The sequence below is a fragment of the Paenibacillus sp. FSL R10-2788 genome, from assembly GCF_038003885.1.
GTDB classification, from domain to species: domain Bacteria; phylum Bacillota; class Bacilli; order Paenibacillales; family Paenibacillaceae; genus Paenibacillus_AQ; species Paenibacillus_AQ odorifer.
This window is the reverse complement of sequence record NZ_JBBOQA010000001.1, coordinates 4,660,118-4,674,516: the sequence shown is the minus strand read 5'-3', so window position 1 is coordinate 4,674,516 and position 14,399 is coordinate 4,660,118. Positions and strand designations below refer to the sequence as shown.

At 46.5% G+C, this 14,399-nt stretch carries 16 protein-coding genes; all 16 read left to right on the top strand.

Annotated elements, in window-relative coordinates:
• Window positions 1–10 precede the first annotated feature (10 nt).
• Window positions 11–802 carry a segregation and condensation protein A gene (locus NSQ50_RS20855; protein ID WP_076223042.1) on the top strand — a complete coding sequence of 264 codons (792 nt, stop codon included), beginning with the start codon at window positions 11–13 and terminating at the stop codon, window positions 800–802.
• Window positions 771–1,373: an SMC-Scp complex subunit ScpB gene (gene scpB / locus NSQ50_RS20850; RefSeq protein ID WP_036676149.1), complete on the top strand. Its 603-nt coding sequence runs from the start codon at window positions 771–773 to the stop codon at window positions 1,371–1,373. Before NSQ50_RS20855 ends, scpB begins: the two co-directional genes overlap by 32 nt.
• A gap of 181 nt (window positions 1,374–1,554) precedes the next feature.
• Window positions 1,555–2,262 (top strand): DUF2953 domain-containing protein, encoded by a 708-nt coding sequence (locus tag NSQ50_RS20845; protein WP_076101497.1) that lies wholly within the window; start codon window positions 1,555–1,557, stop codon window positions 2,260–2,262.
• A gap of 89 nt (window positions 2,263–2,351) precedes the next feature.
• A complete protein-coding gene (ytfJ, locus tag NSQ50_RS20840) occupies window positions 2,352–2,840 on the top strand; it encodes a GerW family sporulation protein (protein ID WP_036676154.1) in 489 nt (162 codons plus the stop codon).
• Window positions 2,841–3,090: 250 nt separating this feature from the next.
• Window positions 3,091–4,290: a D-alanyl-D-alanine carboxypeptidase family protein gene (locus NSQ50_RS20835; protein WP_178420405.1), complete on the top strand. Its 1,200-nt coding sequence runs from the start codon at window positions 3,091–3,093 to the stop codon at window positions 4,288–4,290.
• 36 nt (window positions 4,291–4,326) lie between these two features.
• Window positions 4,327–4,992 carry a nucleoside recognition domain-containing protein gene (locus NSQ50_RS20830; protein ID WP_036676157.1) on the top strand — a complete coding sequence of 222 codons (666 nt, stop codon included), beginning with the start codon at window positions 4,327–4,329 and terminating at the stop codon, window positions 4,990–4,992.
• 7 nt (window positions 4,993–4,999) lie between these two features.
• Window positions 5,000–5,533 (top strand): spore maturation protein, encoded by a 534-nt coding sequence (locus NSQ50_RS20825; RefSeq protein ID WP_036676158.1) that lies wholly within the window; start codon window positions 5,000–5,002, stop codon window positions 5,531–5,533.
• Between the two features lie 60 nt (window positions 5,534–5,593).
• Window positions 5,594–5,938, top strand: coding sequence for an N-acetylmuramoyl-L-alanine amidase (locus NSQ50_RS20820; protein ID WP_036676164.1), 345 nt, complete (start codon window positions 5,594–5,596; stop codon window positions 5,936–5,938).
• A gap of 20 nt (window positions 5,939–5,958) precedes the next feature.
• Window positions 5,959–6,717, top strand: a complete 759-nt coding sequence (locus NSQ50_RS20815) for a pseudouridine synthase (protein WP_036676166.1) — start codon at window positions 5,959–5,961, stop codon at window positions 6,715–6,717.
• A 120-nt stretch (window positions 6,718–6,837) separates the two neighbouring features.
• Window positions 6,838–7,359, top strand: a complete 522-nt coding sequence (locus NSQ50_RS20810) for a redoxin domain-containing protein (protein ID WP_038572444.1) — start codon at window positions 6,838–6,840, stop codon at window positions 7,357–7,359.
• Window positions 7,359–9,044 (top strand): cytochrome c biogenesis protein ResB, encoded by a 1,686-nt coding sequence (gene resB / locus NSQ50_RS20805; RefSeq protein ID WP_038572442.1) that lies wholly within the window; start codon window positions 7,359–7,361, stop codon window positions 9,042–9,044. Before NSQ50_RS20810 ends, resB begins: the two co-directional genes overlap by 1 nt.
• Window positions 9,041–10,303 carry a cytochrome c biogenesis protein CcsA gene (gene ccsA / locus NSQ50_RS20800; RefSeq protein WP_036676173.1) on the top strand — a complete coding sequence of 421 codons (1,263 nt, stop codon included), beginning with the start codon at window positions 9,041–9,043 and terminating at the stop codon, window positions 10,301–10,303. The genes resB and ccsA overlap by 4 nt, the downstream gene beginning before the upstream one ends.
• Before the next feature lie 76 nt (window positions 10,304–10,379).
• On the top strand, window positions 10,380–11,096 hold the full coding sequence (locus NSQ50_RS20795) for a response regulator transcription factor (RefSeq protein ID WP_036676174.1): 717 nt from the start codon (window positions 10,380–10,382) through the stop codon (window positions 11,094–11,096).
• Window positions 11,097–12,533: an ATP-binding protein gene (locus tag NSQ50_RS20790; protein WP_076101492.1), complete on the top strand. Its 1,437-nt coding sequence runs from the start codon at window positions 11,097–11,099 to the stop codon at window positions 12,531–12,533. It begins immediately after the preceding gene.
• 118 nt (window positions 12,534–12,651) lie between these two features.
• A complete protein-coding gene (glpK, locus tag NSQ50_RS20785) occupies window positions 12,652–14,145 on the top strand; it encodes a glycerol kinase GlpK (protein ID WP_076213562.1) in 1,494 nt (497 codons plus the stop codon).
• A gap of 20 nt (window positions 14,146–14,165) precedes the next feature.
• A complete protein-coding gene (locus NSQ50_RS20780; protein WP_076127474.1) occupies window positions 14,166–14,375 on the top strand; it encodes a DNA-binding protein in 210 nt (69 codons plus the stop codon).
• The last annotated feature ends 24 nt before the right edge of the window (window positions 14,376–14,399 follow it).

The following is a 14,399-nucleotide window of genomic DNA, read 5'->3' as shown; positions in this document are numbered from 1 at the left end:
AGGATGCTTCGTGACTGTATTGTACAAGCTGGAGACGTTTGAAGGTCCGCTGGATCTGCTCTTGCATTTAATTGATAAGGCGGAAATCGACATCCAGGACATTCCGGTCGCCGAGATCACCGAACAGTATATGGAATACCTGCGTAGCATGCAGGAGCTTGAATTGGATATTACGAGTGAATTTCTCGTGATGGCCGCTACCCTTTTATCTATAAAGAGCAAGCTATTGCTGCCCAAACCACCGGTCATTGAGATCGATGATTTTGAATATTACGAAGAGGATGAATTTGATCCACGAGCTGAACTTGTTCAGCGACTGATTGAGTATCGTAAGTTCAAGAGTATTGCTGTACATCTAATGGATATGGAGAGCGAGCGGAGCTTGATTTTTACGAAGGAGCCTGAGGATTTGGGTCCATTCGTGCCAGAAGAGATTGATCAAACGCTAAAAGGACTACATACCTCAGACTTAATATCCGCTTTTCGTAAAGCGCTAAGTAAGGCTGCCAGAAGGTCTTCTTACCAGCGGATCACCCGGGATGAAATATCGGTAAAAGATCGTATACGTGATGTATCAGATGCGCTGCAGCGCAGAGGAACAGGCGGTAAGCTGCATTTCTCCGCACTGCTTCACGATGAAATGGCACGGCACGAAATCGTAGTTACTTTTCTTGCGATTCTGGAACTGATGAAAATGAAGGCGATTTTTTGCTACCAAGAGAAATTGTTTGATGACATCGTAATGGAGTGGAGAGGAGGAGAACACTTCAATGGATTACAAAACGCTGAAATCGATTATTGAGGGCCTGCTGTTTCTATCAGGGGATGAAGGAATCTCTGTACGCCAAGTGGCTGAAATTACGGAACAGCGCCCAGAGCTTGCGGCCGGAGCATTAGAGGAACTGAAAGAAGATTATGTAGCACAGGAGCGGGGCTTACAGGTAGTGCAAATTGCCGGGAACTATCGGCTGGCTACATTGCCTGATCATGCCCACTATTTTGAGCGTCTGGCCTATTCACCATCCAGATCAACCTTGTCTCAGGCTGCCTTAGAGACTCTCGCAATCGTGGCTTATCGCCAACCGATTACGCGGGTGGAGATTGAAGAAATCCGGGGTGTGAAGTCGGAACGCGCAATTCATACGCTGAATAACAAGGATTTGATTCATGAGGTTGGTCGTGCGGAAGCGGTAGGCCGGCCAATTCTGTACGGGACGACTAAATCCTTCTTGGAGAGCTTTGGTCTTGCCAGTCTAAAGGATCTGCCGGAACCAACGAACTTTGAGTCCACGGATAATTTGGAAGAAGAGACGCAGCTATTGTTCAATAAGCTGGATACTCAAATGACGTTTGAGGATGTCGAGCTGCCTTAGTTCGTACGAGAACGCTAATAATTGTATTGAAGGGACTGCCCTTAAACCATTTATGTGGTTTGGGATAGTCCCTATTTTTATTTAAGCTCATATTTTTTATGCAAACCCCGAATTTTTTCCAGCTTAAATTGCCATACTAAACCAAAGGTTCCCATTATTAAGGTTTCTTGGAGGTAAATACGTGACGTTATGGCTTGCAATTCCCCTCGTTTTGCTTGTGCTGGCACTGATCCTGGTCCTGTCTTCATCTATCGATTTCCGCATACGGTGTTATAAACATGGAAAAAATGACCTGCTCGAATTAGATATTACCTCTCTTTTTGGTCTGATAAAGCTTCACTATGAACTTCCCCAATTGGTTTTTAAGGGATTGGAGCAGGGTGTGTGGGGAAAGTTTAAAGAGACAGGGACTGCGACGACAGGTGTAGATACCGTAAAAGAAGAGATATTCGATAAAGAAAGAGTAATGCACTGGCGCGACAATGTTAACCAAGCTGTAAAATCTACACGCGGGTTGAAGGAATGGTTAAAAGAGACTGTAGCTCATGTGAAAATATCAAAGCTCGATTGGTCCACCGATTTCTCTCTTGGTGATGCAGCAGATACTGCGACCGCATCGGGAGCGGTTTGGGGCCTGAAGTGGAGTATTGTTGGTTTTATTTCGCAGTGGGTGAAATTGCAGCAGCACCCTCGAATTTTTGTTAAGCCTGTTTTTGAAGATGAGCTTTGTTTTGCAATGGAGTTTGTCTGTAAGGGGAAAATCTCAGTCGGCTATACTTTGTATGCCTTAATGCGGCTATCTCGGCGTGTCTTGCGTGAAAAAGGTGGGATCGGCCATTGGAGAAATCTGCTGAAACAGATGCGTCAGGAGCCACATGGGAAAGTTTAAAATGAAAGTTACATACAAATGGGCGGAAGTGGGGATGATATACGCTGTAGAAGAAAGAGAAATCGTACTCAATTAAAGGAGGAAACAATATGAGCGACCATCCTATTCAAGGCCTAATGCAAACAGCGATGGAAAATATCAAGGGCATGGTAGATGTGAATACCATTGTCGGAGATCCAGTACAAACTCCTGACGGCAGCATCATCCTGCCTATCAGTAAAGTTGCCTTTGGATTTGCTGCTGGTGGTAGTGATTATCGAGTAGAAGATTCTATAAGTGGTTCAAGCTCCCAAGGTGGAGTCAAAATGCTTCCATTTGGTGGAGGTAGCGGGGGAGGCGTCTCCATTCGACCGATCGCTTTTTTAGTGGTAGGTAAGGATGGAGTGAATATTGTCCCTCTGGACAATCAAACTCACCTATTCGAAAAAATCATCGACGCAACACCAGGGCTCATCGACAAAATTCAAACCATGTTCCAAACCAGCAATGCTGCAGCTCAAACGCCGCCAACACCTGCCACACCAGCAGCAGCACCTGTTAAAACCGATCCAAGTACATCTCAATCTTCAACTCATTAGGTACACATAATTCTACAAATAGCCTCGGGGATATCGCCATACATCAGGCGGTGTCCCTTTTTTGACGTATCAGAAAGTATATTTTGGTCCCCGCAAATTACCTGAAAAAATATCGAAGCAAGGCCTCACATTGTGGGGATATTTTGTGTGGAACATCCCAAGGAGTGGACATACCCTAAGGCTGGTCCGCATACACTTGTACAACATAAACACTTTTACTTAAGATCCGATAAGAAGCCGGAGGATGAACATGAAGACAATAACCCGTAAATGGCCATTCGCCTTAATATTGTGCCTTTCGCTGCTGCTTCTGGCGCCGCTATCTTCAATTCAGGCCGAGAACAGCTCTATCTCTACACATGCAAGAGCAGCGGCACTGATTGATGTGGAATCCGGGCGTATTTTGTACAGCAGCCGTGGGGATGAGCCTATGCTTATTGCCAGCTTGACCAAAATTATGACCGCCCTCGTCGCCATTGAGAATGGTGATTTAGCCTCTAAAGTCAAAGTAGGAAAAAATGCCTATGCGAAAGAAGGCTCTTCTATTTACTTGCAGCAGGGGGAAGAGATGACGCTGGAAAATATGCTGTATGGCCTGATGCTGCGCTCAGGGAATGATGCAGCAACGGCGATCGCTGAGCATATCGGTGGTTCTGAAGAAGGTTTTGTATACCTGATGAACGCTAAGGCTGAGGAGCTAGGGCTAACCCATACTCATTTTGCTAATCCCCATGGTCTTGACGCTGAAGGGCATTATTCAAGTGCCAACGACTTGGCTGTTCTGACCGCTTATGCTCTTCATAATCCTGTATTTAAAGAAATTGTGAAGACGCAGGAGAAAACTGCAGACAATCCAAATGAGAAATGGGATTACAAATGGAGAAACAAAAATAAGATGCTGTATTTATACGAGGGAGCGGACGGTGTAAAGACAGGTTATACCAAAAAAGCACTGCGCTGCCTTGTCAGCTCTGCCACCAGAAACGGCCAGCAGCTTGTTGCAGTTACTATAAATGACGGCGATGACTGGAATGATCATGCTTCCCTGCTAAACTTCGGGTTTAATCACTATCCGCTCAAAACACTGATCGAACGTGGTGATGCCGTGACGGGCTATAACTTTGTAACCTCCAAAACCTTTGCTTATCCACTTGGACAAGGTGAACAAAATAGAGTGATCACGAAACTTGTTTTGAATCAGAAGGAAACGGTCTCAGCCGAAGCTACGCGAGCAAATTTTGGATTGCAAGGGGCGCTTGTGCTGGAGCTGGGCGGAAAAGAAATAGGCCGCGTGCCGGTGTATACTCCTGAGAATCTGCCTCCTGAGCAATCTGCTTATATGAAAAAGTATAGTCCCACACTAGCCCAGTCTTATCCGGCAAACAATTGGTTCCAGGCGCTGGGCAGTGCGCTGAAAGCTCTATTTGAAATGGGAGCGAGTTCGAAATAAGAAAATGGGCTGATGAATGAAGAAGGAGGCGTATCCATGATTAACGGGATTTGGCTAGGAATGATCATCATCGGTTTTCTGTTCGCCGCCGTTAACGGCAGAATGGATGAGTTTACAGCCGCCGTATTCGACGGAGCCAAGAGTGGGGTAACGGTTAGTTTTGGCTTAATCAGTGTGCTTGTGTTCTGGCTTGGAATCATGAAGATAGCAGAAGATGCAGGTTTGCTTAAAAAGATTGCCAAGGTGCTTGGCCCTGTCGTAGCTTTTTTATTCCCTGATGTGCCGAAAGGGCATCCTGCCATTGGATATATTCTCTCCAATATGAGTGCTAATCTGCTGGGACTAGGCAATGCCGCAACGCCAATGGGCATCAAGGCGATGCAGGAGCTGCAAAAGCTTAACCCTGATAAAGAGACCGCCACACCAGCCATGTGTACTCTTCTAGCACTTAACACAGCAAGCATTACGCTTATCCCAGCCACACTGATTGCCATCCGGTTAAACTATGGTTCAGCCGATCCCGCAGGCATAGTAGGTACAACACTTGCAGCAACGGCCGTGGCGACACTTGCAGCGATTGCGGCAGACCGGTTTTTCCGAAGGCTGACTTTACTGCGCAAACCGCCGAAGCCCCCTTCAGCAAAGTCTGGGGTTCCTCCTTTGACGAAGACAACACTCCCTAATTCCTCATTGAAAGGGTGAACGTGATTTGTACCAGTTCATCAGTCTCATATCGGCATGGGCGATTCCGGTCATGATCACGTTCATCCCGCTCTATGCTTTTACGCGCAAAGTGCCAGTCTACGAATCCTTTGTTGAAGGCGCGAAAGATGGGTTTGGCACGGCCATTGCGATTATTCCCCATCTTGTGGGGATGCTGGTTGCGATCAGTGTTTTTCGCGCTTCTGGTGCGCTGGACTTTTTCATGGGTTTCATTTCCCCTGCCCTGCGTGGGCTTGGTGTTCCTGCCGAAGTATTGCCGCTTGGTCTTCTGCGGCCGCTTACGGGGACAGGGTCGCTTGCCTACACTACGGATCTGATCCGTGTGCATGGCCCGGATTCTTTAATTGGTATGATTGCTTCCACCATACAGGGGAGCACAGATACAACGCTGTATGTTTTGACCGTTTACTTTGGAGCTGTAGGCGTACGGAATGGCCGTTATGCGCTTAAGGTTGGCCTGTTCTCCGATGTTGTCGGCTTTGTCGCTGCGATCGCTGTGTGTCTGCTATTATTTGGATAGTCACCCCATTGCCCCCCTGAACATATGCTATTGCAGCAATGTGGAGGGGGGCATTCCGCAATGAACTATAAAGGTTTTATTCTGCATCATTCTAGCTGTACATCCATTAACGGTAAAGGTTTTGACTTCTGGGTAGGAGTGGATGGCGCAATTTATGCAGCACCGCTACTGACAGATCCAGAGTATATTCATATTTGTTTGGAAGGTGATTTTGGAAAGGAAGTGGGCGATCCTCCAATATCCGGAAGGAAGGAGCAGCTTTTTGCAACGGCTAAACTCGTTTTAGAATTAGTAGAACGCTACCAAATCTCCCCTTTAATCATCGAACCCCACAATAATTCCTGCCCAGGAGCATTTTTTCCTTGGAATGAACTTGTGATTTATCCCTCTGATGGTTATCATTGATCTGAGGTGACTAGTCGAATATGGAAAGATTACAGAAAATTTTGGCGCAGGCCGGTGTGGCGTCCAGACGTAAGTGTGAAGAAATGATTTTGGCCGGTAAAGTGGAAGTCAACGGGGAACTCGTAACTACGCTTGGCACGAAGGTGGACCCCGCAACAGATATTATTAAAGTTTCCGGTAGACTGATCCGGGGCGAGAACAAAATCTATATTATGTTCAACAAACCTAAGGGAGTTATCACAAGCGCTTCCGATCCAAAGGGTCGTAAGGTTGTAACTGACTACCTAAAAGGAATTACTGAACGGGTTTACCCTGTAGGCCGGCTCGATTACGATACGGAAGGTTTGCTGCTGCTGACAAATGATGGGGACTTTGCTAACTTGCTAACCCATCCGAAGCACCATGTACCTAAGACGTATCATGCTACGGTCAAGGGTATACCGCATGGTACTGCATTGGACAAGCTGAAAGCTGGCATTAAGCTGGAAGATGGCATGACAGCGCCTGCGGAAGTAGAGTACAAGGATATTGATGAAGCAAATAAAGAAGCGGTAATCAGCATCACGATTCACGAAGGACGTAATCGTCAGGTACGACGCATGTTTGATGCGATTTCACACCCCGTACTCCGTCTGAAACGGATTTCATTCGGGGATATTATGCTGCAAAATCTCAAACGTGGCTCATACCGTCATTTGACCAAGGATGAAATTAACCATCTGCAGCAAATTGCCAAAGCAGGATTGCTTAAAGAAAGAACTCCACGTAAAGAGTCATAAAGACACAGAATATTCACAATTAAACCCCCTAAAGCTGTGACGAAATTCGCTATAATGTTCATAGGATGTTCACACCTTACAACATAAGTATGAGTTGCGTCACAGAAGGGGGCTTTACGTGTGGGTAAAGCAAGAAAACCAATTCAAATCGTGATTCTGTTTCTAATTGTTATAGTGGGCGGTTATGCCATCGGTTCCTCTGTATTTGGGGGAAGCGGCAAACCAGAGGAAGGGAGCAAAGCACCTTCCTTTGATTTGCTTGGGCTTGACGGTCTGGCTCATACCCTAGACGAATATAAGGGCAAGACTATTGTGCTTAATTTCTGGGGCTCTTGGTGTGCACCTTGTGTCAAAGAAATGCCGGCTCTCCAAGCGCAATGGGAGAAATGGAAGGACAAGGACGTAGTGGTCTTAGGCATTAATGTGGGCGAAGACCGGATGACTGTCGAGAATTTTGTGAAGCAAGTAAACATCGATTTTCCGATTTTGATGGACACTGGACGTGATGCTGTACGAAGTTATGGTATTTCTCCGCTGCCAACTACCTTATTCATTAATTCCAAGGGTAAAATTGACAACATTCATATCGGCCAGCTTGATTTGAATTCACTTGATGATCAAATTGGGAAGCTGGTGGATTGATGAGTGAACGCGAGGCATTTATAACCAATACCAAATGTGAATGTGGTCACCAGAACCCTGTAGGCACTGTTTTATGCGAAGCATGCGGGAAGCCGTTGGGTAAAGAATCAGACTGGGGCGAGAATTTGGAAATGCGTTACGATGGCGTAGCTCGCCGTTCTCAGCGCGTTAACCCGGGGATTATTGATCGGGTGTGGAACTTTTTCTCTTCCGTCAAAATAGCGATCTATCTGATCGTGTTGACACTTATAGGCTCTATGTTAGGGACGATTTTCCCGCAGGAGAGTACTTTTCTTAATATTGATGCCTCAATTTATTACAAGCAAGAGTACGGAACAGCCGGATATATTTATCACAAACTTGGACTTTCACATACATACGAATCCTGGTGGTTTGTAACTCTACTCGTAATGATCGGCGCTTCACTTGTGATCTGTAGCTTGGACCGAGTACTTCCGCTCTATAAGGCCTTAACCAGGCAGAAGATTCGGAAACATCGTCAGTTCTTAACTCGGCAAAAAGCTGTGTTAGTAACTGAAGTACAAGAGGAACCAGAAGCTTGGGTAGCCCGGGTAATTCAGCCAATGCGTAAAAAGGGCTATCGCGTGAAGACGGATGGAGGAGCTCTGCTGGCAGAGAAACATCGCTTCAGCCGCTGGGGACCTTATGTAATACATATTGGCTTAATTATTTTTTTACTTGCTGTATTAGCAAGAGGATTGCCGGGACTGAACATGGATCAGCATCTTGCTTTCCCGCAAGGGGAGATCACACAGATTCCGGACACCACCTATTATTTGAAAAATGAGAAATTCACCGTGGAGTTTTATACGGAGGAAGAGATGCCTGAGGAATTTCGAGGCAAAAAAATACTTCCAAAGCTATTCCAGACCCAAGCTGTGCTTTATGAATGCACCGCGGATTGTGGAGACCCTTCGAAGGAACCACAGCTATCCGAGGTGACGAAACATGATATCCAAGTAAATTCACCTTTGGATTATAAAGGATTGAAAGCGTATCAGTTTGATTATGATCTGACCCCGGTGCTGCGTTCGGTACAGCCTGAGCTTAAGAATTCCACCACTGGCGAGGCGTTCGGCAAATTTAAGCTGGACATGAAGAATCCTCCGCGGGCAATTCAGGCGGGTCCTTATACTTTAACTTTGAAAGAAAAGTATATGGATTTTGGTCTAAATGAGGATGGACAGCCGATTTCCAAATCACCTTATCCGAATGCACCTGCTTTTTTGTTCCTGATACAAGGTCCGGATCTCCCGGCGGAAGGGCAGCAGTATTTCTATTTTCCTAAACAGGTGGATAAGGCGCAGTTTCAACAGGCTGCCATTAACGATAAGCTTGGCGGGAGCAATAGATTTCTTGAGCTTGAAGTGGACAACATGAGCGACGTTGATTTTTCGGAATCGACTACTTACTTGAATATACGTATTGATCGTGCAATGCCGTTTGTATGGCTAGGTGCAGCAATCGTGATGCTGGGTTTAGTGCTTGGCTTCTACTGGCAGCATAGACGTATCTGGCTTACCGTTGCTAACGGGGAGCTTATCCTCGGAGGACATACGAACAAGAACTGGTTCGGTTTCCGCCGTGAGATCGTTTCTATTTTAGAAAAAGTAGATCTGGTAGTCGATGAAAAATCATTAGATAATGGAGGAGGCCTTTCATGAGCTTGCTCGACATCAGCAGCGCTGTCTTTATTGCCGCATTTTTATTATACAGCGGTTCGTTTATGTTATTCACTATCGCCATCATGGGTCGCAAGTGGTCAGGCCGCAAGCCGGAGGAACATACCGCACGTTGGGGCAAAATTGCTTTTATTTTCTCTTCAATAGGTCTTATCTTTCATCTTATTTATTTCTTTACACGTTGGGCGGGCTCAGGGCATATTCCGGTCAGCAACATGTACGAGTTCATGACTTTTTTATCGATGATGGTCATGGTTGCCTTTACTGTGATGTACGCTATTTATCGTAAGGTAATCTTGGGTCTCTTTGCAGTTCCAATCAGTATTATTGTGATGGCTTATGCCGCAGTATTTCCACAGGAAGTACAGCCGCTGATTCCATCTCTTCAATCGAACTATTTAAAGATTCACGTAACACTGGCTGCACTAGGTGAATCCTTCTTCGCAGTAGGGTTTGCGGCGGGACTGATGTATCTGCTGCGAACAGTCAATTTTTCCAGTAAAGAGAAGGCGGATCGCAAGCAACAGAGGCTGGTCGAATTTACTCTCTTTTCAATCATTGTTATAATTGGGTTTCTGGGTTCTGTTTTTGCATTCCGCGGAGCAGGCTACGAAACTGTTTTTGTCCGTCCGAACGTTACGATTGACAGCCCCGGGCAGGAAAATAGTACAATAGAGAAAGTGAGTTATCGAATGCCGCCGATTGTGGCACCTCACAATAGCGAAATTGAGAGCTTCCAGTCGTTTCTTGGCATAAAAGAACCACTCTTTGAGGCACCATCTTGGATGAATGGTGTAAATGCTGGACGGAAGTTTAATACTGTAATTTGGTCACTCCTTTCCGGATTAATCCTCTACGGAGTTCTTCGCTTGATCGTACGTAAACCGCTGGGCACTGCTTTACACCCAGTGATGGACGGAATTGATGAGGGCGATCTAGATGAGATTACGTATAGGGCGATAGCCATTGGCTTTCCTATTTTCACATTAGGCGCTTTGATCTTTGCAATGATATGGGCGCAAATCGCTTGGGGAAGATTCTGGGGATGGGATCCTAAGGAAGTCTGGGCGCTTGTCACTTGGCTCTTCTATAGCGCTTATCTTCATTTACGTTTGGCTCGTGGATGGCAAGGAAGAAAATCTGCCTGGCTGGCTGTGCTTGGCTTCCTGGTCGTAATGTTTACTCTGGTTGGCGTTAATTTAGTCATCGCCGGACTTCATTCTTACGCGGGGACGGACTGAGCATAGTTTACCTGTTAACGTTGCACAATGGTTTAAAGATTACGTTCTACTGTATTGATGAAGGGGTTGTAGTGAAATGGCAGATCATTTAAACAGAATTCTGGTAGTGGATGATGAGGAACGTATTCGCCGCCTGCTAAAGATGTATCTTGAAAAAGAAGGTTATGAAATCGATGAAGCGGAAGACGGAGAAATCGCTCTTCGTAAAGCAACAGCAAATGACTACGGTCTAATATTGCTGGATGTTATGCTGCCTGGCATCGATGGGATGGAAGTGCTGACAAGACTCAGAGGAGTGAAGTCAACACCGGTGTTAATGCTTACAGCTAAAGGCGAAGAGATCAACCGTGTTCAGGGCTTTGAGATGGGCGCAGACGATTACGTTGTGAAGCCCTTCAGTCCACGTGAAGTCATTTACCGGGTGAAGGCTATTATGCGCCGTTCTTCGGCAACTGCTTTCTTGTCCAAGGAGAGCAATTCCAGCAATAACATTGTATTTACTCATCTTATTATTGAGCATGATGCTCACCGTGTGACTGCTGGTGGTGAAGAAGTGAGTTTGACACCTAAAGAATATGAACTTCTGCATTATTTGGCTATTTCGCCGGATAAAGTATTTTCTCGTGAAGAACTGCTTAAGGATGTCTGGAATTATGAATTTTTCGGAGATTTGCGTACTGTAGATACTCACGTAAAACGCCTTCGTGAAAAACTGAATAAAGTATCACCGGAATCCGCAGCGATGATTACGACCGTATGGGGCGTAGGCTACAAACTAGAGGTACCTAAATAAGTGAACTTCTGGAGAAGTCTTGTCGGCAAACTGTGGGTTACGATCATCTGCCTGGTCGCTGTCGTACTTATTACCTTGGGGTTATTTTTGCTTCCCTACATAGACAGTAACTTTGCCAATTCCGGAGATATCAAACGTTTATTTATGTATACTTGTATGATCGGATTTTCTTTGACTACATTTTTTGCGTTATTTTTGTTTACCAAAATCACCCAGCCGATGCAGCGTGTCATTGAAGCTGCGAATAACATTCGCCGGGGAGAATACGGAACAAGGCTTACGCTGGTCACAAGTGATGAAATTGGCCAGTTGGCGACTTCCTTTAACCATATGGCTGAGGAGCTTGAAGAGAATATTCGCAGTCTGCATCATGAGAAGGGGCATTTATCTAGCGTACTGCGCAGTATGAGCGATGCTGTGATCACCTTTGATATTGAAGGGCAGATTATTTTGACCAATCCGCACGGCCAAGCTCTGCTAGAGAGCTGGAGCGATTTGCAGTGGGAACATGCGAGTGATGCTGAGCTCCATCCCGAAACGGCTGAGAGCAGTGTTCCGCCTCCCCTGCGTCCTTTATTTTTAAGCACCCTGAAACAAGGTGGCGATGACCGCTCCAATGTACATGTGCGGCAGGGCGTCTGGTCTGTTCATATGGCACCATTATATTCTGAAGGCAGCATCCGGGGAGTAGTTGCTGTACTGCGGGATGTGACGGAAGAGGTGCGTCTGGAAAAGATGCGCAGAGACTTCGTTGCTAACGTCTCCCATGAAATACGCACTCCGTTGTCGATGATGCAAGGGTACAGTGAGGCTTTATTGGACGGGATGGCTTCATCCCCCGAAGAAAGCAGTGAGCTGATCCAGGTCATTCATGACGAATCACTGCGTATGGGGCGTCTGGTTAAGGATTTGCTTGATCTTGCCCGAATGGAAGCCGGACATACGGATATGATGAAAGCTCAGGTGGACATGAATGAACTGCTGGAACGAGTCTACCGTAAATTTTCTGTACGTGCCAAAGAGCGCGATATCCATCTTCACTTGCAGCAACAGAGCGATATTGCTGTTCTGAAGGCAGCGGATGAGGATAAACTGGAACAAGTCCTAACCAATTTACTCGATAATGCTTTCCGCCACACACAGGGTGGCAAAAAAATCACGGTTCATACAGGAACTTGTGTATTAGAAGGCCGTCGTTATCTTGAGATTAAAATTCAGGATGAAGGGGTTGGAATTCCACCAGAGGATCTGCCGTATATATTCGACCGCTTCTACAAAGCTGATAAGGCGCGTGTACGGGGAGAATCAGGTGGAACGGGACTTGGGCTTGCGATTGTTAAAAATATTGTAGAGTCGCATCACGGGACCATCTCAGCTTCAAGCAAACTAGGCGAAAGTACAACCTTTACGCTAAGACTTCCTGTCGAAAAACAGTAATTCCAAACACAATGTGTGATAGCGCCTCTGACAGCAGAGGTGCTTTTTGTTGAAACAAACACATTAATCTTGTTCATCGTGGAACATATCTTGTAGGTTTTGCTTGGGAGGGCATAGAATGATTTTATCTTTAGACCAAGGTACTACCAGCTCACGAGCCATATTGTTCGATACGGAGGCTAAATGGGTCTCACAAGGTCAATATGAAGTTAAACAATCCTTCCCCCATCCAGGCTGGGTAGAGCATGACCCTGAGCAAATCTGGGCGTCACAGCTCGCAGCGGCAAGAGATGCGATTGCGCGGGGTGGCATAGCAGTTGAGGAGATCTCTGCCATCGGAATAACCAATCAGAGAGAAACAGCTTTAATCTGGGATAAAATAACTGGCAAACCGATATACCCTGCGATTGTGTGGCAGGACAGGCGTACTGCAGAGCAATGTGAAGAACTTAAAAGTAAAGGGCTGGAGCAAGTTATTGCGAGCAAGACGGGCCTTGTTGTAGATGCTTATTTCTCAGCTACCAAAATCTCCTGGATACTGGATCATGTGGATGGCGCCCGAGAACGGGCGAATCGTGGGGAACTTCTAGCAGGGACGATCGACAGCTGGTTAATTTGGAGACTTACTTGCGGAGCCGTACATGTCACGGATGTTACCAATGCCTCACGTACGATGCTGTTTAATCTTCATGAACGGTGCTGGGATGAAGAGCTAATGGAAGAGCTCCGTATTCCGCGTGCCATCCTGCCAGAAGTAAGAATGTCTGGCGGCGAATTTGGAGTAGCAGACAAACAGTGGTTCGGGGCGGACATTCCAATTCGCTCTGTACTTGGAGATCAACAGGCCGCATTGTTTGGACATACTTGTCTAGAACCCGGCAGTGCCAAAAACACCTATGGTACAGGCTGTTTTATTCTAATGAACACAGGCACAGAAGCTGTAGCCTCCAGTCATGGCTTGTTGACCACTGTAGCTTGGGGTATGGGAGATGAACTCTATTATGCCCTAGAGGGCAGTGTGTTCGTGGCCGGAGCGGCTGTTCAGTGGCTGCAGGAGGGTCTTGGTCTTATAGAGGAGCCAGCAGGCTCAGAAGATAAAGCACGGGAAGTAGAGGACAGTGAAGGGGTTATCGTTGTGCCTGCGTTTACCGGACTGGGGGCACCCTATTGGGATATGTATGCCCGTGGAGCCATATTTGGCCTTACTAGAGGCACTACCTCAGGACATCTGGTGCGAGCTACATTGGAGTCCTTAGCCTTTCAATCTAGAGATGTAATAGGAGCTATGGAAAAAGACGCAGGCATGCCATTGACCGGCCTTCGTGTGGATGGCGGAGCTGTGCGTAACGATTTGCTGATGCAATTCCAGTCTGATATCCTGGGCAGTGAGGTTACTAGAACAACCTATGCGGAGACAACAGCTTTGGGTGCGGCGCTTCTGGCCGGGTTAACGTCCGGAGTCTGGACACGTGCCCAGCTAGAGAGCTTCAACAAGGCTGAGAGGGTCTTCTCGCCTGAGATGGGTATAACTGAGCGGGAAGGTCGTTACAACGCCTGGAAGGACGCTGTAGCGCGTACCATGGGTTGGGAGAAGCATGAAGGATATCAGTGATAAAGGAGCTGTATATATCTATGGTCAACGGAACCGAATCTGATCTGCCGGGCGGACTATCTAAGCCGGCGCTTCGAGCCCTGCATGGGGCTGGATATGTTCAGCTTCAACAATTCAGCAAGCTTACTGAAGCAGAGCTTCTGCAGCTACATGGATTGGGGCCAAAGGCGATCGTCCTATTACGGAGTGCTCTCGCGGAAAAGGGGCTCACCTTTGCGAGTAAGTCCTGATGTTGCGTTCATATTTATATTAAA

Bases quoted from the DNA above. Each gene is read 5' to 3' on its own strand.
- ccsA (WP_036676173.1), top strand. From the start codon at position 9,041: ATGAGCTTGCTCGACATCAGCAGCGCTGTCTTTATTGCCGCATTTTTA.
- NSQ50_RS20820 (WP_036676164.1), top strand. From the start codon at position 5,594: ATGAACTATAAAGGTTTTATTCTGCATCATTCTAGCTGTACATCCATT.
- resB (WP_038572442.1), top strand. From the start codon at position 7,359: ATGAGTGAACGCGAGGCATTTATAACCAATACCAAATGTGAATGTGGT.
- glpK (WP_076213562.1), top strand. From the start codon at position 12,652: ATGATTTTATCTTTAGACCAAGGTACTACCAGCTCACGAGCCATATTG.
- NSQ50_RS20815 (WP_036676166.1), top strand. From the start codon at position 5,959: ATGGAAAGATTACAGAAAATTTTGGCGCAGGCCGGTGTGGCGTCCAGA.
- NSQ50_RS20795 (WP_036676174.1), top strand. From the start codon at position 10,380: ATGGCAGATCATTTAAACAGAATTCTGGTAGTGGATGATGAGGAACGT.
- NSQ50_RS20780 (WP_076127474.1), top strand. From the start codon at position 14,166: ATGGTCAACGGAACCGAATCTGATCTGCCGGGCGGACTATCTAAGCCG.
- scpB (WP_036676149.1), top strand. From the start codon at position 771: ATGGATTACAAAACGCTGAAATCGATTATTGAGGGCCTGCTGTTTCTA.
- NSQ50_RS20835 (WP_178420405.1), top strand. From the start codon at position 3,091: ATGAAGACAATAACCCGTAAATGGCCATTCGCCTTAATATTGTGCCTT.
- ytfJ (WP_036676154.1), top strand. From the start codon at position 2,352: ATGAGCGACCATCCTATTCAAGGCCTAATGCAAACAGCGATGGAAAAT.
- NSQ50_RS20830 (WP_036676157.1), top strand. From the start codon at position 4,327: ATGATTAACGGGATTTGGCTAGGAATGATCATCATCGGTTTTCTGTTC.